An 18800-nucleotide genomic window follows, 5' to 3' on the forward strand; every position below is an offset into this window, starting at 1 on the left:
CGGCCGGACCCGGTGGCCGCGGGTGCCCGGCCGGACCCGGTGGCCGCGGGTGCCCGGCCGGATCCGGTGGCCGCCGGTCCGCATCCCGGCAACGCCGCGTACACGATCTTCACCTCCGGCTCCACCGGCACGCCGAAGGGCGTGACGGTGCCGCACGCCGCGGTGCTCGCGCTGTGGTCGGCGCACCGCGCCGACCGGATGCCCCCGGAGCCGGTGACCGTGCTCGCATCCGCCCCGCTGGTGTTCGACGCCGCCCTCGAACCGGTGCTCTGGATGCTCGCCGGGCACCACTGCCTGCTGGCCGGCACCGAGACCGTCCGCGATCCGGCCGCACTGGTCGCACAGAGCCGCGCGTCCGCCGCCGGGTACGTCGACGCCGCCCCCACCCTGCTGCGCGAGCTGCTCGACGCCGGACTGCTGGACCGGTCGGCCGGGCCGGTCCCGCAGCTGGTCGGCACCGGCGGCGAGGCGGTCGGCGGCGCGCTGTGGGACCGGCTCGCCGCCGAGCCGGGGACCACCGCGCTGAACTTCTACGGCCCGACCGAGACCACCGTCGACGCCACCGTCGCCCGCATCACCCCCGGCCCGCCGCACATCGGCGGCCCGGTCGCCGGGACGTCGGTGCAGGTGCTGGACCCGCTGCTGCGCCCGGCGGCGGACGGCGCGCCCGGCGAGCTGGTGATCGGCGGCGCCGGACTGGCCCGCGGCTACCACCGCGATCCGGCGCGCACCGCGGAACGCTTCGTCGCCGCGCCCGGCGGCGCCCGCCGCTACCGGACCGGGGACCGGGTGCGGCTGGCGCAGCGTGCCGGGGCCGGCGGGCCGGTGCTGGAGTTCCTCGGCCGCACCGACGACCAGGCCCAGGTCCGCGGGATCCGGGTGGAACCGGCCGAGGTGGCCGCCGCACTGGCCGCGCACCCGGACGTCGCCCAGGCCGAGGCCATCGTGACCAGCCCGCCGGTGGATCCCGCGCCCGGTCCGGCAACCGATCCGGCCGGGCCCCGGCTGATCGGCTACGCCGTCGCCCGCCCCGGCACCACCCCGCTCGGCGCCGAGCTGCGCGACCACCTGCGCCGGCTGCTGCCCGCGCACCTGGTCCCGGCGGCCGTCCTGGTGCTCGACGAGCTGCCGGTCACCGGCACCGGCAAGGTCGACCGGTCCGCGCTGCCGCTCCCGGCGGCCGGCGCGGGCCGCGGCCCGCGCACCGCGACCGAGGAGACCCTGGCCGGCCTGGTCGCCGGCGTCCTCGGCGTCGACCGGGTGGGCACCGACGACGACTTCTTCGCGCTCGGCGGGCACTCGCTGCTCGCGGTGCGGCTGGCCTCGCGGGCCCGCGAGGCGCTCGGCGTCGAGCTGGCCGTGCGGGACGTGTTCGACGCGCCGACGGTCGCCGGACTGGCCCGGCTGGCCGCCGGGCGCGCCGGGGCGCCGCGGCGTCCCGCGCTGCGCCGCCGCCCGCGGCCGGAGCGGCTGCCGCTGTCCCCGGCCCAGGAGCGGCTGTGGTTCCTGCACCGGATGCAGGGCGCCTCGGCGACCGACAACGTCCCGTTCGTCGCCCGGCTCACCGGCCCGGTCGACGCGGACGCGCTGCGCGCCGCGCTGGCCGATCTCACCGCGCGGCACGAGGTGCTGCGCACCGTCTACGCCGAGCACGACGGCGAGCCGTACCAGGTCGTGCTGCCCGCCGACCGGGGTCGCCCGGAGCTGGTGGAGCGCACCGTCGGCCGGTCCGGGGCGGACGGCGCGGCGGCCGGCGGCGGGATCGAGGCCGCCGTGCAGGACGCCGTCGGGTACGCCTTCGACCTGGCCCGGGAGATCCCGGTCCGGGCGGCGCTGCTGCGCACCGGCGCGGACTCCTCGGTGCTGGTGCTGCTGGTGCACCACGTCGCCGCCGACGAGTGGTCCACCGAGCCGCTGCTGCGCGACCTCGGCGCCGCCTACGCCGCCCGGTGTGCGGGGCGGGCGCCCCGGTGGGCGCCGCTGCCGGTGCAGTACGCCGACTACGCGCTCTGGCTGCGCGAGCAGCCCGCCGGTGACGACCTCGGGTACTGGCGGGCCGCGCTCGCCGGCCTCCCGGACGAGCTGGACCTGCCGCGGGACCGGCCGCGCGGGCGGACCGCCTCGCAGCGCGGCGACGAGGTGCGGTTCACGATCGACCGGCGCACCGCGCGCCGGTTGCGCGCGGTCGCCACCGAGCACCGGGTCACGCTGTTCATGCTGGTGCACGCGGCCGTCGCGGTGCTGCTGACGCGGTCCGGCGCCGGCACCGACGTCGTCGTCGGCTCCCCGGTCGCCGGCCGCCCGGACAGCGGCCTGGACGAGCTCGTCGGCTGCTTCGTCAACACCCTGGTGCTGCGCACCGACACCGCGGGCGATCCCACGTTCGGCGAGCTGCTGGACCGGGTGCGCCGGGCCGACCTGGACGCGTTCGCGCACGCCGAGGTACCGTTCGAGCAGCTGGTGTCGGAGCTGAACCCGCCGCGCTCGGCGGCCCGGCACCCGCTGTTCCAGGTGATGGTCACGGTCGCGGCCGCGGCCGGCGGGGACCTCGGGCTGCCCGGGACCCGCACCGAACCGCATCCGGTGCCCACCACGACGTCGAAGTACGACCTGTCCTTCACCGTCGGCGAGGCCGCACCCGGCGGCCCGCTGGACGGTCTGCTGGAGTACGCCACCGATCTGTTCGACGCCGGGACGGCGCAGGCGCTGGTGGAGCGGTTGCAGCGGGTGCTGGCCGCGGTCGCGGCCGATCCGGGCACCCGGATCGGCGCCGTCGACGTGCTCGGTCCCGGCGAGCGGGAACGGGTGCTGCACACCTGGAACGACACCGCCGCACCGGTCGTGTCGGAGACCCTGCTGCAGCTGCTCGACGACGGCGCCGCCGTCGCCCCGGACGGGATCGCCCTGGTCGACGGCGACCGCCGGTTCACCCGCCGCGAGCTCGACGCGCACGTCGCCGCGCTCGCGCACCGGCTGGTCGCGGCCGGCGTCGGCCCGGAACGGGTGGTCGGCATCGGGATGCCCCGCTCCGCGGAGATGGTGGTCGGGCTGCTCGCGGTGCTGCGGGCCGGTGGCGCGTTCGTCCCGGTCGACCCGGGCTGGCCCGCCGCCCGGCGGGCCGCGGTGCTCGCCGACGCCCGCGCGGTCGCCACCCTGGTCACCGAGCCGTGGCCGGACGACTGCGGCGTCGCCCAGCTGGTGACCCGGATCGGCACCGGCCCGGACGCGCCGCCGCCGGACCTCGCCCCACCGGCGTCCGATGTGGACCCGGCCGGGCTCGCCTACGTGATCTTCACGTCCGGTTCGACCGGCGCGCCGAAGGGCGCGATGATCCGGCACGAGGCGATCAGCGCCCGGCTGCGCTGGCAGGCCGGGCTGCTCGGGTTCGGCGGCCCGTCGGACGCGTCGCTGTTCAAGGCCCCGCTGGCCTTCGACATCTCGATCAACGAGATCCTGCTGCCGCTGGTCACCGGCGGCCGGCTGGTGCTGGCCGCCGCGGGCGACGAGCGCGAGCCGCAGCGGCTGCTGGGGCTGATCGCCCGCGAGCGGGTCACCTTCGTGTACCTGGTGTCGTCCATGTTGGACGCCCTGCTGGAGCTGGACCGGGCCGGCGGCGACGGCCTGCTCACCGGGCTGCGGCACGTGTGGTGCGGCGGCGAGGTGCTCACCCCGGACCTGTTCGACCGGTTCCGGGCGCACCTGCGCACCACGCTGTACCACGGCTACGGCCCGGCCGAGGCGACGATCGGCGTCTCGCACGTCGTCTACACCGACGGCGCCGACCGGATCGCCACCTCGATCGGGCGGCCGAACCCGAACACCCGGCTCTACGTCCTCGACGACCGGCTGCGGCCGGTCCCGCCCGGCGTGACCGGTGAGCTGTACGCGGCCGGGTTCCTGCTCGGCCGCGGCTACCTGCGGGCGCCCGGGGTGACCGCGGCCCGGTTCGTCGCCGACCCGTTCGGGCGGCCCGGGGAACGGCTCTACCGCACCGGTGACCTGGCGCGCTGGGCACCCGACGGCAGCCTGGACTTCGTCGGCCGCGCCGACCACCAGGTCAAGATCCGCGGCATGCGGGTCGCCCCGGAGGAGGTCGAGGCGGAGCTGGCCGGGCATCCCGCGGTGCGCCGGGTCGCGGTGACCCTGCGCCGCACCCCGGCCGGCTCGACGGCGCTGGTCGCGCACGTCGTGCGGCACGAGCCCGGCGGCGGACCGGCCGGTCCGGACCCGGTCGACGCGGCCGGGTTGCGGGCCTGGGCCGCGCAGCGGCTGCCCGAGCACCTGGTGCCGACCGCCGTCGTCCTGCTGGACGCCCTGCCGGTCACCGCGAACGGCAAGGTCGACCGGGCCGCGCTGCCCGAACCGGCCTGGGACGGCCGCACCGGCCGGGCGCCCCGCGGTGCCCGGGAGACGGCGCTGGCCGCGGTGTTCGCCGACGTGCTCGGCCTCGACGAGATCGGCGCGGACGACGACTTCTTCGCGCTCGGCGGGCACTCGCTGCTCGCCACCCGGCTGGTGTCCCGGATCCGGGCGACCCTGGACACCGAGCTGTCGGTGCGCGACGTGTTCACCGCACCGACCGTCGCCGGACTGGCCGCGCTGCTGGACGGCGCCGCGTCGGCCCGCCCGGCGCTGCGGCCGCGGGCCCGCCCGGCCGCGGTGCCGCTGTCGTTCGCCCAGGAACGGCTGTGGTTCCTGGACCGGCTCGAGGAGGGCGCGGCCGCGGCGTACACGATCCCGCTGACCGCGCGGATCCGCGGCGATCTCGACGCGGACGCGCTGGCCGCCGCGGTCGGCGACCTCACCGACCGGCACGAGATCCTGCGCACCGTGCTGCCGCTGGACGGGCCGCGGCCGGTGCAGCGGATCCTCCCGGTCGGCACGCCCGCCCCGTTCGCGGTGCTCGACGTCGCACCGGAGCGGGTCGACGCGGTCGCCGCCGAGCAGGCCGCGCACCGGTTCGACCTGGCGGCCGAGCAGCCGCTGCGGGTCCGGCTGGTCCGCGCCACCGGCGGCGGATCGGCGGTGCTGGTCACCCTGCTGCACCACGTCGCCGCCGACGAGTGGTCCACCGGGCCGCTGCTGCGCGACCTGGCCACGGCGTACGCGGCCCGGCTCGACGGCCGCGCCCCGGACCGGGCGCCGCTGCCGGTGCAGTACGCCGACTACGCGCTCTGGCAGCGCGAGCTGTTCGCCGGGCCGGAGGCGGAGCAGCAGGTCCGGTACTGGCGGGACCGGCTCGCCGGGCTGCCCGACGAGCTGGAGCTGCCCCGGGACCGGCCGCGCCCGGCGGTGGCGTCCGGCCGCGGCGGCGAGGTGCGCTTCACCGTCGGCGCGGACACCGCGCGGCGGCTGGCGGAGCTCGCCGCCGGGTCCGGCGCGACCGGGTTCATGGTGGTGCACGCGGCCCTCGCCGCTCTGCTCACCCGGCTCGGGGCGGGCACCGACGTGGTCGTCGGGTCGCCGATCGCCGGGCGGACCGACGCCGCGCTCGACGAGCTCGTCGGATTCTTCGTCAACACCCTGGTGCTGCGCACCGACACCGCGGGCGACCCGACGTTCCGGGAGCTGCTGGGCCGGGTGCGGGCCGGTGACCTGGACGCCTACGCGCACGCCGACATCGGCTTCGAGCGGCTGGTCGAGGAGCTGAACCCGGCCCGCTCGGCGGCCCGGCACCCGCTGTTCCAGACGATGCTCGTCCACCAGAACGCCCGCGACACCGGCGCCGGCGGCCTGCCCGGCGTCGAGCTCGAGGCGCACGACGTCGAGGTGACCGCGGTCAAGTTCGATCTCACCGTGACGGTGTCCGAGCTGGGTCCCGGCGCCGGGCTGGCCGGATCGGTGGAGTACGCCGCCGACCTGTTCGACGAGGAGACGGCCGAGCGGATCGGCGACCGGCTGGCCCGGCTGCTCGACGCCGTCGCCGCCGACCCGGACACCCGGATCGGCACGGTCGAGCTGCGCACCCCGGCCGAGATCGCGCTCGCCGACCGGGCGGGCACCGGCCCGGACGCCGATCCCGGCCCGCCGTTCCCGGTGCGGTTCGCCGCGACCGCGGCGGCCCGGCCGGACGCGCTCGCCGTCACCGGCCCGGACGGCGCCCTGAGCTACGGCGAGCTGCTGCGCGCCGTCGCCGGGTTCGCCGCCGCGCTGCGCGCCAGGGGCATCGGGCCGGGCGAGCAGCTCGTCGCCCTCGCCCTGCCCCGCGACCTGCGGATGGTGGTCGCGCTGCTCGGCGTGCTGCACGCCGGCGCCGGGTACGTCCCGCTCGATCCGGACCTCCCGGCCGCCCGGCTGGAGCTGGTGCTGGCCGACGCCGATCCGGTGCTGACCGTGACCGCCGGCGGCGCCGCCGGACGGCTGCCCGCCGGCACCGGGCCGGTGCTGCACTGGGAGCGGGAGTGGCCGGCCGGGCTGCCCGACGCCGACCCGGACGACCCGGCACCGGTGCACCCGCTGCAGGCCGCCTACGTGGTGCACACCTCCGGGTCCACCGGCCGGCCCAAGGGCGTGGTGATCGCGCACCGCTCGCTGGCGAGCTACCTGGACGCGGCCGTCCGGGATCTCGGCATCGGCCCGGCCGACCGGGTGCTGGCACACACCACGCTGTCGTTCGACCCGTCGATCCTGGAGATCCTCGCCCCGCTCACCCGCGGCGCGTCGGTGCACCTGGCCGATCGCGACGACGTGCGCGACCCGCACCGGTTCGCCGCCCGGATCACCGCGATCGCACCGACCGTGGTGCAGGCGACGCCGACCGTGTGGCAGTCCCTGCTGGAGCACACCGGGCTGACCCTGCCCGGCACGACGGCGCTGGTCGGCGGGGAGGTGCTGAGCGCCCCGCTGGCCGCCGAGCTGGTCGCCCGCACCGGCCGGCTGCACAACCTCTACGGCCCGACCGAGAGCACCGTCTGGTCGACCTCCGGCCCGGTCGACGCGCCGGTCACCGGCCCGCCGCCGGTCGGGGCGCCGCTCGCCGGGGTCCGGCTGTACCTGCTCGACGACCGGCTCCGGCCGGTCCCGCCGGGCGTCGCCGGGGAGCTCTACGTCGGCGGCGAGGGGGTGCGCCGCGGCTACCACGGCCGGCCCGGGCTGACCGCCGAACGGTTCGTCGCCGGCGATCCGGAGGTCCCCGGCGGGCGGCTCTACCGCACCGGCGACCTGTTCCGGATGACCCGCGACGGCGAGCTGGAGTTCCTCGGCCGGGCCGACCACCAGGTCAAGATCCGCGGCGTGCGGATCGAGCTCGGCGAGATCGAGTCGGTGCTCGGCGGGCACCCGGCGGTCGGCCGGGCCGTGGTGCTCGCCGTGCCCGGCGACACCGGCCCGCGGCTGGTCGGCTACCTCACCGCGGCCGATCCGGCCGCCCCGCCGGACCCCGGCGAGGTCCGCGCGCACGCGGCGGCCCGGCTGCCCGCGACCGTCGTCCCGTCGGCGCTGATGGTGCTCGACCGGTTCCCGCAGACCGCGACCCGCAAGATCGACCGGGGCGCGCTGCCGCTGCCCGACGAGCCGGCGGGCGGCCCCGGCCGGGCCCCGGCCGGGCCGGTCGAGCAGGCACTCGCCGAGGCGGTCGGCGAGGTGCTCGGCCGCGGCCCGGTCGGCGCCGACGACGACTTCTTCGCGCTCGGCGGGCACTCGATGCTGCTGGTCGCGCTGGCCGGGAAGATCGCCGAGCGACTGGGCGTCCGGCCCGGCGTGGCGGACCTGTTCGCCGCGCCCACCCCGGCCGCGATGGCCCGCCTGCTCGCCCGCGGCGCGTCCGGCGCCGGACCGGCGCTGGCCCCGCTGATCGAGCTGCGGCCCGGGACGTCCGGCCCGCCGCTGGTGTGCGTGCACCCCGCGGGCGGATCGGCCTGGCCGTACCGGGCGCTGGAGCGCTACCTGCCCGCCGGGACCGGCCTGCTCGGCCTGCAGTCCCCGCTGCTCGCCGATCCCGCGGCGACCGGACCCGACGACCTGGGTGCGCTCGCCGCCGGCTACCTGGCCACGCTGCGGGAACGCCGGCCGCACGGCCCGTACCGGCTGCTGGGCTGGTCGTTCGGCGGGAACGTCGCACACCGGATGGCCGAGCTGCTGGAGGCGGCGGGGGAGCGGGTGGAGCTGCTGGTGCTGCTCGACGCCCGGGTGCGCTACCCGGGCGCGTCGTCGCGGCCCGAGGGCCCGGCGGCGCTCGCCGAGCTGCTCACCGACCTGGGCCGGCCGACCGCACCGGACGAGGTGCCGACCGTGGAACGGGCGGCGGTGCTGCTGCGCGAGTCCGGCGGCGACCCGGCCGGCCTGGGCGCCGACGGTGTGACGGCGATGCTGCGCAGCCACCTGCTCGCCGGCCGGCTGCTGGCCGGCGCCGGCTACGGCGTCGTCGGTGCGCCGGCACTGTGTGTGGACGCGACCGTGCCGGAGCCGGACCTGCCCGCCCCGTCCGGGCCCGCGTCGGCGGACTGGGCCGGGCACCTGACCGGCCCGGTGCAGGTGCACCCGGTGGACTGCCGGCACGGCGGCGTGCTGTCCGGCGCCGCGCTGGACACGGTGGGCCGCCTGCTGGCCCAGCGGCTCGCGACGGGCTGATCCCGGGCACGCGGAAGGGGCCCCGCCCGGCCGGCGGGGCCCCTTCGTGCGGTGCCGGGTGCTACAGCTGCGGCAGGATCTGCGCCAGCTGCTGCAGGACGCTCTCCGCCTGGCCGTAGGTCACGACGTTGTACGTGCCCGGGTAGACCTTCCCGGCCTGCGCGGCCGGCAGCCCGGAGAACAGCGGGTCCGCCTGCAGGGTCGCGGCGGCGCCCTCGGTGGTGACCGGCGGGCCCAGGTCGTCGAACAGGATCACCTGTGCCGACTGCAGGGCGTCGAGCTGCTCGAGGGTGCGGGTGAAGGTGTTCGGGTCGGCCCTGACCTCCTCGGCGACCGGGGCGAGCGTCGCGCCGAGATCGGTGAGGACGGTGTTCGGGCCGGTGTCCGAGCCGTAGACGTACCAGCTCGCGCCGTCGTAGGTGCCGGCCACGGCCCAGGCGCCGGACGCGCCGATCGCGTCGCCGAACTCGCCGCGCAGCCGCTCCACCTCGGTCTGGTAGGCCTGCTCGCGGCTCTGCACGTCGGCGGTCTTGCCGGCGATCTCGGCGACCGTGTTCACGGTCGCCTTCCAGTCGGTGCCGCCGTCGCTGAACAGCACCGTCGGCGCGATCTGCGCGAGCTGGTCGTAGGCGGCCTCGTTCTCGATCTCGTTGCCGATGATCACGTCCGGGTCCAGCCCGGCGAGCTGCTCGAAGTTCAGCTCCCCGGAGTCGTTGCCGACGGCCGTGATCGTGGAGTACTTCTCGCCGTCGGCGCCCGAGGACAGGTCGAGCGCGCCGACCAGCGGGGCCTCCAGGTCGAACAGGATCTCCGGCGAGATGTAGTCGACGGCGACGATGCGCTGCGGGGTCTCGGGGATCTCGACCGGGCCACGGGCGGACTGCACCGTCCGGGTGCCGTCACCGGCGGCGGGCTCGGCGGGCTCGTCGGTCTGGGCGCTGCCGCAGGCGGAGACGAGCAGGAGGGCCGCCGACGTCAGGACGGCGGCGGCGATCCCCCGGCCGGTCGCGCGCGACCGGCGGGGGGAGTCGGGGAGGGGAGTCATGGGACACCTCGGTCTGGGCGGCGCTGGCCGCTGGATGAAGTAAGCCTTACTTTAGGGTTGGCGAGGCTGAAGCCACAACGGACCTGAGGTTTCGACGTTGTCCCGCCGCCGCCGACAACTTAGGTTAGGCACGCCTAAAAGAATGGAGACGGGTGTGCGCCGCACGATGCTGAACGGCAAGATCCACCGGGCCACGGTGACCCAGGCCGACCTGCACTACGTCGGGTCGATCACGATAGACGCGGACCTGATGGCCGCGGCCGACCTGCGCGAGGGCGAGCTCGTGCAGGTCGTGGACATCACCAACGGGGCCCGTCTGGAGACCTACGCGATCACCGGCGAGGCCGGCAGCGGGGTGATCGGCATCAACGGCGCGGCGGCGCACCTGGTGCACCCCGGCGACCTGGTCATCCTGATGAGCTACGTCGCGCTGGAGGCCGACGAGCTGGCGGCGCACCGGCCGTCGGTGGTGCATGTGGACGAGCGGAACCGGCAGGTCCATCTCGGATCGGACCCGGCGGCACCGGTGCCCGGCGCACCCGGCCAGCAGTCCGGCCGCTCGCTGGCGCAGGCCTGAGCCGCGGTGCCGACCGCTGAGTTGCCCGGCGCCGCGCTGCCCTACGAGATCACCGGCCCGCCGGACGGCGAACCGCTCGTCATGGTCATGGGCACCGGCGCCTCCGGCCGGGCCTGGCACCTGCACCAGGTCCCCGCGCTGGTCGCGGCCGGGTTCCGGACGATCACGTTCGACGCCCGCGGGGTCGCCGCCACGGCACCCTGCCCCGGCGGGATCACGATCGAGGAGATGGTCGGCGACGTCGCCGGCCTGATCGGGATCCTCGGCACCGGACCGGCGCACGTGGTCGGCACCTCGCTCGGCGCCCGGGTCACCCAGGAGCTGGCCCTGACCCGCCCGGAACTGGTCCGCTCCGCGGTCGCGCTGGCCGCGCACGCCCGGCTCGACCCGGTGCAGCGCGCCCACACCGAGGGCGAGATCGCGCTGATCGACTCCGGCGTCGAGCTGCCCGCCCGGTACCGGGCCGCGATCGACGCGGTGCTGAACCTGGCACCGGCCACGCTGGCCGACGCCCGGACCGCGAACGACTGGCTCGACGTGCTGGAGTTCGCGGCCGGGCGCTCCGGGCCGGGGCTGCGCGCCCAGCTCGCGGTCTCCGGGGCGCTCGACGACCGCCGCGACGCCTACCGGGACATCCGGGTGCCGCTGCTGGTGGTCGGGTTCGCGCAGGACCGGGTGATCCCGCCCGCGCTCAGCCGGGAGGTCGCCGACGCCGTCCCGGGCGCGGTCTACGCCGAGATCGCCGACGCGGGGCACTACGGCTACCTGGAACGGCCCGAGCAGGTGAACCGGCTGATCGTGGACTTCCTGCTGTCCAACCGGAGGAGAGTGCAGTGCGCGTCGTCGCGTTCGGATACATGACCTGGGGGAGCCGGACGATCGAGGCGGTGCTCGACGCCGGTCACGAGATCCCGCTGATCGTCACCCACCCGGACCGGGACAACCCGTACGAGAAGATCTTCAACGAGTCGGTGGCCGAGCTCGCCACGGAACGCGGGATCCCGCTGCTCGTCCGGCACCGCGCCGACGACGACGAGATCCGGGAGGCCGTCCGGGCCGCCGAACCGGACGTCGCCGTCGTCTCGAACTGGCGGACCCGGCTGGCCCCGGAGCTGTTCACGATCCCGCGGCTCGGCACGCTCAACGTGCACGACGCGCTGCTGCCCGCCTACGCCGGTTTCGCGCCGCTCAACTGGGCGCTGATCAACGACGAGGCCGAGGTCGGCGTCACCGCGCACCTGATGGACGCCGACTTCGACGCCGGCGACGTCGTGCTCAGCAGGTCCACCCCGATCACCGACGACGACACCGTCGTCGACCTGTTCGACCGCACCCTGGCGATGTTCGGCCCGATCACCGTCGAGGCGCTGGAGCAGCTGCGGACCGGGACCGCGTGCCCGGTGCCGCAGGACCGGTCCGCGGCGTCGTACTTCCACCGGCGCACCGACCGGGAGAACCGGCTGGACTGGACCTGGCCGGCGCGCGACCTGTTCAACCTGGTGCGCGCCCAGGTCGATCCGTACCCGAACGCCTGGTTCGAGCACGAGGGCAGCCGGATCCGGGTGCTGCGGGCCCGGGTCACCGACACCGCCTACGGCGGGACCCCCGGCCGGCTCACCCTGCACGAGGGGGCCGGCGTCGTCGTCGTGACCGGCCCGGACGCCCGCCGCGGCCGCAATCCCGGACTCTGCCTGGAGCTGCTGCGCACCGCGGACGGCCGGGAGCTGACCGGCCGCGACCTGTTCCCGGTCGCCACCGGCTACCTGGACTGATCCCGCACCAGCACGACCGCGTCCTTGTGCGGCAGCGCGATCTGCTCGACCGGCCGGAACCCGGCCCGCCGGAACGCCCGCTGCGCCGCGGCGTTGCGGGCGTCCGGCTCGGCCAGCACCCGCGCACCCGGGCCGGCGGCGGCGAGCAGCGCCCCGGCGACCGCGGCGAGCAGCGCGGCGCCGACGCCCCGGCCGTGCTCGCCGGGGGCGATCGCCAGGTGCACGCCGACGTCGCCCGGCGCGGCCGGGAACGAGCGCGCCAGCGGATGCCGCGCCGGGCGGTACAGTTCCAGGTAGCCGACCGGCCCGGCGCCCGGGTCGCCGGTGCGCCCGGCGAGCAGCGCCGCGGTCCCGCTCCCCGGGCCGTGCCCGGCCAGCTCGCGGGCCCACCGCTCGTCCGGCCACGGCTGGCCGAAGAACCGGGACACCGACGGGGTGCGCATCCATCCGGCGATCAGCCGGACGTCGTCGGGCCGGGGCAGTGCCGGGCGCAGCGTGAACTCTCCACAGCGGACCGGCACCGGCGGATCGGCGGGCGCTGCGCCGACGGCGGGTGCCAGCGGGTTCGGGATCCGGTGCCAGGGCATCGGGTGCAGCTCCGGGCGGCGCCACAGGTGCGGCTCGGTGAGCCAGCGGTCCAGCAGGTCGCGGACCCGGCCGCCGGGCTCGCGGTCCCGCGCGGCCGTGAGCCCGCGGACCAGCCCGGCGAGGCCGTCCGGCCCGTTCCCGGCGTGCCGCCCCGGCCCGGCACCGGTGTGCGGCCCCGGCCCGTTCCCGGTGTGCGGCCCTGGCCCGTTCCCGGTGTGCGGCCCTGGCCCGTTCCCGGTGTGCGGCCCTGGCCCGTTCCCGGTGTGCGGCCCCGGCCCGGCTCCGGTGGCCCGCCCCGGCCCGTTCCCGGCGGCCGGGAGCAGCTCGCGGACCAGCACCGCATCGGTGAGGACGGCGTCCGGCACCGCACCGGCCGCGCCGCGCAACCGGGCCACCGCCGCGTCGACCGCGCCGCGAGGTCCTCCGCCCGGCCCGGCCGCGGTCCCTGCCGAGGCACCGCGCGCCCCGGCGCCGCCGGACGCCCGGGCGCTACCGGCGCTGCCGGAGACCCCGGCGCCGGCGGCCCCGTCGGACTCCCGGGCGCTGCCGGCCCCGCCGGCCCCCCGGGCGTCGCGCCCGCCCGCCGTCGCACATCCGTCGGGCGCCCCGCCGCCCACCACCCCGCCCGCCCAGCGGTCGGTCAGCTCGGCACGCAGCACCGCCGCCAGCTCGGCCGGATCGGGCGCGCGGTCCAGGTGCCCCATCGTGTCGCCGAGCGCGATCCGCACCGGCCGGCTGAACCCGGCCGGCGACACCTCCGCCACCTCGCACAGCAGCGACAGCCCCACCGCGGGCAGCGGGACCAGCAGCGGCCCCGGCTCCGGCCGGGCGCCGGTGTCCAGCAGCAGCGCGCTGACCAGCCGGTGCCGCTCCCGGTCGACCGGATCGCTCATGTCCGGGCCGGTCCACCGGAGATCCTGCACGCCACCAGGTGAGGTTAGCCCACCCTATGTCCGGATCCGATCGTCGCGGCCGCAGGATTCGGATCCCGTCTGGCGGGTAGGGCATCTCCGACCGCCACGACGAACCGCCCGGCCGTGCCCCCGGCCCGGGCCCGGAGGTGCACCGATGACGAAGCGGACCGACGAGTTCACCGAGGACGATCTCGACCGCCGGCCCGCCAAGGACACGGCGGGCGGACCGACCGCGGTAGCCGTGTCCATGCGGCGCTCGCTGGAGCACATGGGTCCGGTCCGGACCGCCCGGACCCTGCTCGACCTGAACCAGGCCGACGGGTTCGACTGCATGAGCTGCGCCTGGCCCGATCCGGACCCGGGGGAGCGGGCGACCGCCGAGTTCTGCGAGAACGGCGCCAAGGCCGTCGCCGAGGAGGCCACCAAGGCCCGCGCGACCCCGGAGTTCTTCGCCCGGCACAGCGTCGCCGAGCTCGACGCGCACTCCGAGTGGTGGCTCGGTCAGCAGGGCCGGATCACCCACCCGATGGTCCGCCGCCCGGACGCCACCCACTACGAGCCGATCGAGTGGGACGAGGCGTTCCGGCTGATCGCGAGCGAGCTCGACGGCCTGGAGTCGCCGGACGACGCGACGTTCTACACCTCCGGCCGCGCCTCGAACGAGGCCGCGTTCGCCTACCAGCTCTTCGTCCGGGCGTTCGGCACGAACAACCTCCCGGACTGCTCGAACATGTGCCACGAGTCGACGTCGATCGCGTTGCAGGAGTCCATCGGCATCGGCAAGGCCAGCGTCACGCTGCCCGACCTCGTCGGCGCCGAGCTGATCGTGATCGCCGGGCAGAACCCGGGCACCAACCACCCGCGGATGCTCACCCAGCTCGAGCACGCGAAGCAGAACGGCGCGACGATCCTCACGATCAACCCGTTGCGCGAGGCGGGCCTGAACCGCTTCAAGAACCCGCAGACGCCGCGCGGCGTCGTCGGCAACGGCACCCAGCTCTCCGACATGCACCTGCCGATCCGGGTGAACGGCGACATCGCCCTGTTCCAGGCGATCGGCTCGCTGCTCGTCGAGTGGGACGCGCTGGACCACCCCTTCCTGGAGCGGTACACGCACGGCTTCGAGCAGTGGCGCGAGCACGTCGCCGACATCGACTGGGACGTCGTCACCGACGCGACCGGGCTGACCCGCGCGCAGATCACCGACGCCGCCGCGCTGCTGCGGGACTCCCGCAAGACGGTCTTCTGCTGGGCGATGGGCCTGACCCAGCACCGCAACGGCGTCGCCACGATCAAGGAGCTCGTCAACCTGGCGCTGGCCCAGGGCAACATCGGGAAGCCGGGCGCCGGCCTGTTCCCGGTCCGCGGCCACTCCAACGTGCAGGGCGACCGCACGATGGGCATCTGGGAGCGCGTCCCGCAGAGCTTCCTCGACTCGTTGCAGCGCGAGTTCGGCTTCGACCCGCCCCGCGAGCACGGCTTCGACACCGTCGACAGCATCCGCGCGATGCGCGACGGCAAGGTGCAGGTCTTCGTCGGCCTCGGCGGGAACTTCCTGCAGGCCGCGCCGGACACCGACGTCACCGCCGCCGCACTGCGCAACACCCTGCTCAGCGTGCAGATCTCGACCAAGCTCAACCGCTCGCACCTGGTCGGCGGGCGCACCGCGCTGATCCTGCCGACCCTGGGGCGCACCGAGAAGGACGTCCAGGAGTCCGGGCCGCAGTTCATCACCGTCGAGGACTCCACCTGCTCGGTGCACGGCTCCCGCGGCCCGCTCAAGCCGGCGAGCCCGCACCTGCGGTCCGAGGTCTCGATCATCACCGGGATCGCCGAGGCCACCCTCGGCGACCGCTACGGCATCGACTGGGCCGGCATGCGCGCCGACTACCGGCGCATCCGGGACCACATCTCCCGGGTCGTCCCCGGCTGCGAGAGCTACGAGGTCAACGCCCGGCGCCCGGGCGGTTTCATCCTGCCGCACCCGCCGCGCGACTCCCGCACCTTCGACACCGAGTCGGGCCGCGGCGAGTTCGAGGTGTCGCCGATCGACGTGGTGCAGGTACCCGACGGGCACCTGCTGCTGCAGACGCTGCGCAGCCACGACCAGTTCAACACCACCATCTACGGCTACTCGGACCGTTACCGCGGCATAGAGGGCGGCCGGCACGTGGTGTTCGCCCATCGCGAGGACATCGCCGCCCTCGGTTTCGCCGAGGGCGACCACGTCGACCTGGTCACCCGCTGGGAGGGCGACGAGCACGTCCGCTGCGCGCGGGGCTTCCGGCTGGTCTCCTACGACGTGCCGCGGGGCACCGCCGCCGCCTACTACCCGGAGACGAACCCGCTGGTCCCGCTGGACGCGACAGCGCTGAAGAGCAACCAGCCGGCGTCGAAGTCGGTGGTGGTCCGGCTGACCGTCGCCGGTGAGGTCGACTGCGACCCGTCGGGCGCGCAGGGCGCCGTCGGCGGGGACTGGCTGCACAAGTCCGATCCCGAGCCGGCGCACCTGTCCTGACCCTGCGGGTTCGCACCCCGTCGCCCCGGTACGCACCCGCCGCAGCAGGTGCGCACCGCGGCGACGGGGTGCGAACCGCGCGAGCCCCTCCGCCGCTAGCGTTGCGCGGTGGATGTCGAGGCGTGGGTGCGGCACTTCGAGCGGAACGCGACGCGGGCCGACGACATCGACGCCGACCGGGCGGACCCGTGCCTGCTCGACGAGCGGCGCCGGGCGGCATTCGTCCGCTCCTTCCAGCGCTTCGAGCTGGCCGAACGCAGCGACGGCCGGCACGTGCTCGCCGCGGCCCGGCGGGTCGGTGACGAGCGCTACACCCACGCGCTGGGCCTGCTGGTCGCCGAGGAGTGCCGGCACTCGGCGATGTTCGGCGCGGGCCTGCGCCGGCTGGGCGGGGAACCCCTGGCGCGGCACTGGTCGGACCGGGTGTTCACGATGCTGCGGCGGGCCTGCGGTCTGCGCACCGAGCTCTGCCTGTTCCTGGTCGCCGAGTCCGTCTCACTCGACTACTTCGACGCGCTGGCCGCCGCGGCACCCGATCCGGTGCTGCGGGCCGTCGGAGCGCGGGTCGCCGCCGACGAGCGCAACCACCTGCGCTTCCAGCTCGCCCGGATCACCCACGACCGGCCCGCTGCCGCGCCGCTGCGGTGGGCGGCACGGACGACGCTGCTCGCCGTCGGGACCGGTGCGGCGGTCGTCGTGGCGGTCGACCACCGGGCCGCGCTGCGCGCCTGCGGCCGCCATCCGGGCGGTACGCCGCCCGGGCGATCCGCACCCTGCGACACCAGCTCCGGGCGGCGTTCCCCGGCGTGCCGGACCCGCTCGGTCCGCTGCCGCTGCCGCTGGCGCCGGGCGACGGCGACCGTGCCGTCGGCTGACACACGACGCCGGGCCCGCCGGAGGTGGACCGACGACGATCGGCCCCTCACCCGGTCTGACCAGGTGAGGGGCCGATTGTCGTCAGGCACGGAGTGTGCCCCCGGCAGGATTCGAACCTGCGCTCCCGCCTCCGGAGGGCGGTGCTCTATCCCCTGAGCTACGGGGGCCGTGCAACGTGCAGAACACTACCCCACCCCCCGGACGCCCGGCCGCGGGGGTGCCCGCCGGGCCGGGCCCCGCGGACCGCCTGCCCACCGGAGGCCACGCGCGGTCACCTCCTAGAATCGTGCCGGTGAATCCCGACGTGCTCGCCGACCTGGTCCGTGACGTCGCGCGGGACGTGCTGACCCGACGCGGCCTGGACGTCTCGGCGCTGCCCGCCGACGGGGGTGTCGAGCGGCCCCGCAATCCCGAGCACGGCGACTACGCCACCAACATCGCGCTGCGCACCGCGAAGAAGGCCGGCGTGAACCCGCGCGAGCTCGCCGGCTGGCTGGCCGAGGAGCTGACCACCCGGGACGGCATCGCGAGCGCCGAGATCGCCGGGCCCGGGTTCATCAACCTGCGGCTCGCCGCCGACGCGCAGGGCGCGATCGTCGGCGAGGTGCTCGCGGCCGGTCCGGCGTACGGCACCGGCGACGAGCTCGCCGGCCGCAACGTGAACCTGGAGTTCGTGTCCGCCAACCCGACCGGTCCGCTGCACCTGGGCGGCGCCCGGTGGGCGGCGGTCGGCGACGCGCTCGGCCGGGTGCTGTCCGCGCGCGGCGCGAAGGTCACCCGGGAGTACTACTTCAACGACGCCGGGGCGCAGATCGACCGGTTCGTCGCCTCCCTGGTCGCCGCGGCGCAGGGCGAGCCGGCCCCGGAGAACGGCTACGGCGGCGCCTACGTCGGGGAGATCGCGCAGCGGGTCCTCGCCGCCGAGCCGGGCGTGCTGGAGCTGGAGCCGCAGCGCCGGGACGAGGCGTTCCGCCGGGTCGGCGTCGGCTTCATGTTCACCGAGATCAAGGAACGGCTGGCCGACTTCGGCACCGAGTTCGACGTCTGGTTCCACGAGCAGTCGCTGCACGAGTCCGGGGCCGTCGAGGCCGCGGTGGCCGCGCTCAAGGAGAACGGCTCGCTCTACGAGGCCGACGGTGCCTGGTGGCTGCGTTCCACCGACCAGGGCGACGACAAGGACCGGGTGGTCATCAAGTCCGACGGCCGCCCCGCCTACATCGCGGGCGACATCGCCTACCTGCGGGACAAGCGGGCCCGCGGCTTCGACCTGTGCATCTACATGCTCGGCGCGGACCACCACGGCTACGTGGCCCGGCTCAAGGCGGCCGCGGCCGCCTTCGGCGACGACCCGGCCGTGGTCGAGGTGCTGATCGGGCAGCTGGTGAACCTGGTCAAGGACGGCAAGCCGGTCCGGATGAGCAAGCGCGCCGGCACAGTCGTCACGATGGACGACCTGGTCGACGCGGTCGGCGTCGACGCGGCCCGGTACTCGCTGATCCGCTCGTCGGTGGACTCGGCGCTGGACATCGATCTCGACCTGCTGGCCAGCCGCACCAACGAGAACCCGGTCTTCTACGTGCAGTACGCGCACGCCCGGCTGGCGTCGCTGGCCCGCGGCGCCGCCGATCTCGGCATCGACCAGGGCGACGGCTTCGGCCTGCTCGACCACCCCCGCGAGGGCGACCTGATCCGTACCCTCGGCGAGTTCGGCGAGGTCGTCCGCTCCGCCGCGGAGCTGCGCGAGCCGCACCGGGTCGCCCGCTACCTCGAGCAGCTGGCCGGGGCGTACCACAAGTTCTACGACTCCTGCCGCGTCCTGCCCCAGGGCGACGAGGACGGCACCGACCTGCACCGGGCCCGGCTGGCGCTGTGCGCCGCCACCCGCCAGGTGCTCGCCGCCGGCCTCGGCCTGCTCGGCGTGAGCGCGCCGGAACGGATGTAG

At 76.2% G+C, this 18800-nt stretch carries 9 protein-coding genes and 1 tRNA gene; 6 read left to right on the forward strand and 4 right to left on the reverse strand.

The window, feature by feature from the left end:
* The first annotated feature begins 66 nt into the window (after positions 1-66).
* Positions 67-8568, forward strand: a complete 8502-nt coding sequence (locus tag ABD160_RS19205; protein WP_344024386.1) for an amino acid adenylation domain-containing protein — start codon at positions 67-69, stop codon at positions 8566-8568.
* 61 nt (positions 8569-8629) lie between these two features.
* On the opposite strand, the gene ABD160_RS19210 is transcribed toward ABD160_RS19205, so the two are convergent.
* Positions 8630-9613 carry an ABC transporter substrate-binding protein gene (locus ABD160_RS19210; RefSeq protein ID WP_344024388.1) on the reverse strand — a complete coding sequence of 328 codons (984 nt, stop codon included), beginning with the start codon at positions 9611-9613 and terminating at the stop codon, positions 8630-8632.
* Positions 9614-9767: 154 nt separating this feature from the next.
* Here ABD160_RS19210 and panD point away from each other — a divergent pair, with 154 nt between their 5' ends.
* The 3 genes from panD to ABD160_RS19225 are packed head-to-tail and all read left to right on the forward strand — an operon-like array spanning position 9768 to position 11962.
* On the forward strand, positions 9768-10190 hold the full coding sequence (panD, locus tag ABD160_RS19215; RefSeq protein WP_344024390.1) for an aspartate 1-decarboxylase: 423 nt from the start codon (positions 9768-9770) through the stop codon (positions 10188-10190).
* A 6-nt stretch (positions 10191-10196) separates the two neighbouring features.
* Entirely contained in the window at positions 10197-11051 is an 855-nt protein-coding gene (locus tag ABD160_RS19220) for an alpha/beta fold hydrolase (RefSeq protein ID WP_344024393.1), read from the forward strand.
* Entirely contained in the window at positions 11024-11962 is a 939-nt protein-coding gene (locus tag ABD160_RS19225; protein WP_344024395.1) for a methionyl-tRNA formyltransferase, read from the forward strand. The genes ABD160_RS19220 and ABD160_RS19225 overlap by 28 nt, the downstream gene beginning before the upstream one ends.
* On the opposite strand, the gene ABD160_RS19230 is transcribed toward ABD160_RS19225, so the two are convergent.
* Positions 11950-13443 carry a GNAT family N-acetyltransferase gene (locus tag ABD160_RS19230; protein WP_344024397.1) on the reverse strand — a complete coding sequence of 498 codons (1494 nt, stop codon included), beginning with the start codon at positions 13441-13443 and terminating at the stop codon, positions 11950-11952. The genes ABD160_RS19225 and ABD160_RS19230 overlap by 13 nt on opposite strands.
* A gap of 175 nt (positions 13444-13618) precedes the next feature.
* Here ABD160_RS19230 and ABD160_RS19235 point away from each other — a divergent pair, with 175 nt between their 5' ends.
* Positions 13619-15982 carry an FdhF/YdeP family oxidoreductase gene (locus tag ABD160_RS19235; protein WP_344024399.1) on the forward strand — a complete coding sequence of 788 codons (2364 nt, stop codon included), beginning with the start codon at positions 13619-13621 and terminating at the stop codon, positions 15980-15982.
* 495 nt (positions 15983-16477) lie between these two features.
* On the opposite strand, the gene ABD160_RS19240 is transcribed toward ABD160_RS19235, so the two are convergent.
* Together ABD160_RS19240 and ABD160_RS19245 are read right to left on the reverse strand one after the other, a co-directional pair.
* The gene (locus tag ABD160_RS19240; RefSeq protein WP_344024401.1) at positions 16478-16723 is read right to left on the reverse strand and encodes a hypothetical protein; all 246 of its coding nucleotides are present in this window, start codon (positions 16721-16723) and stop codon (positions 16478-16480) included.
* A gap of 230 nt (positions 16724-16953) precedes the next feature.
* Positions 16954-17025: transfer RNA gene (locus ABD160_RS19245), tRNA-Arg, on the reverse strand.
* Positions 17026-17150: 125 nt separating this feature from the next.
* Between ABD160_RS19245 and argS the strand changes: the two genes are divergently transcribed.
* Positions 17151-18800: an arginine--tRNA ligase gene (gene argS / locus ABD160_RS19250; protein WP_344024402.1), complete on the forward strand. Its 1650-nt coding sequence runs from the start codon at positions 17151-17153 to the stop codon at positions 18798-18800.

The organism is Pseudonocardia kongjuensis, assembly GCF_039526905.1.
In the GTDB taxonomy this organism is placed as follows: domain Bacteria; phylum Actinomycetota; class Actinomycetes; order Mycobacteriales; family Pseudonocardiaceae; genus Pseudonocardia; species Pseudonocardia kongjuensis.

Excerpts from the sequence above, each read along its gene's own strand:
- ABD160_RS19210 (WP_344024388.1), bottom strand. The coding sequence starts at position 9,613 with ATGACTCCCCTCCCCGACTCCCCCCGCCGGTCGCGCGCGACCGGCCGG.
- ABD160_RS19230 (WP_344024397.1), bottom strand. The coding sequence starts at position 13,443 with ATGAGCGATCCGGTCGACCGGGAGCGGCACCGGCTGGTCAGCGCGCTG.
- ABD160_RS19235 (WP_344024399.1), top strand. The coding sequence starts at position 13,619 with ATGACGAAGCGGACCGACGAGTTCACCGAGGACGATCTCGACCGCCGG.
- ABD160_RS19240 (WP_344024401.1), bottom strand. The coding sequence starts at position 16,723 with ATGGCGGCCGCAGGCGCGCAGCGCGGCCCGGTGGTCGACCGCCACGAC.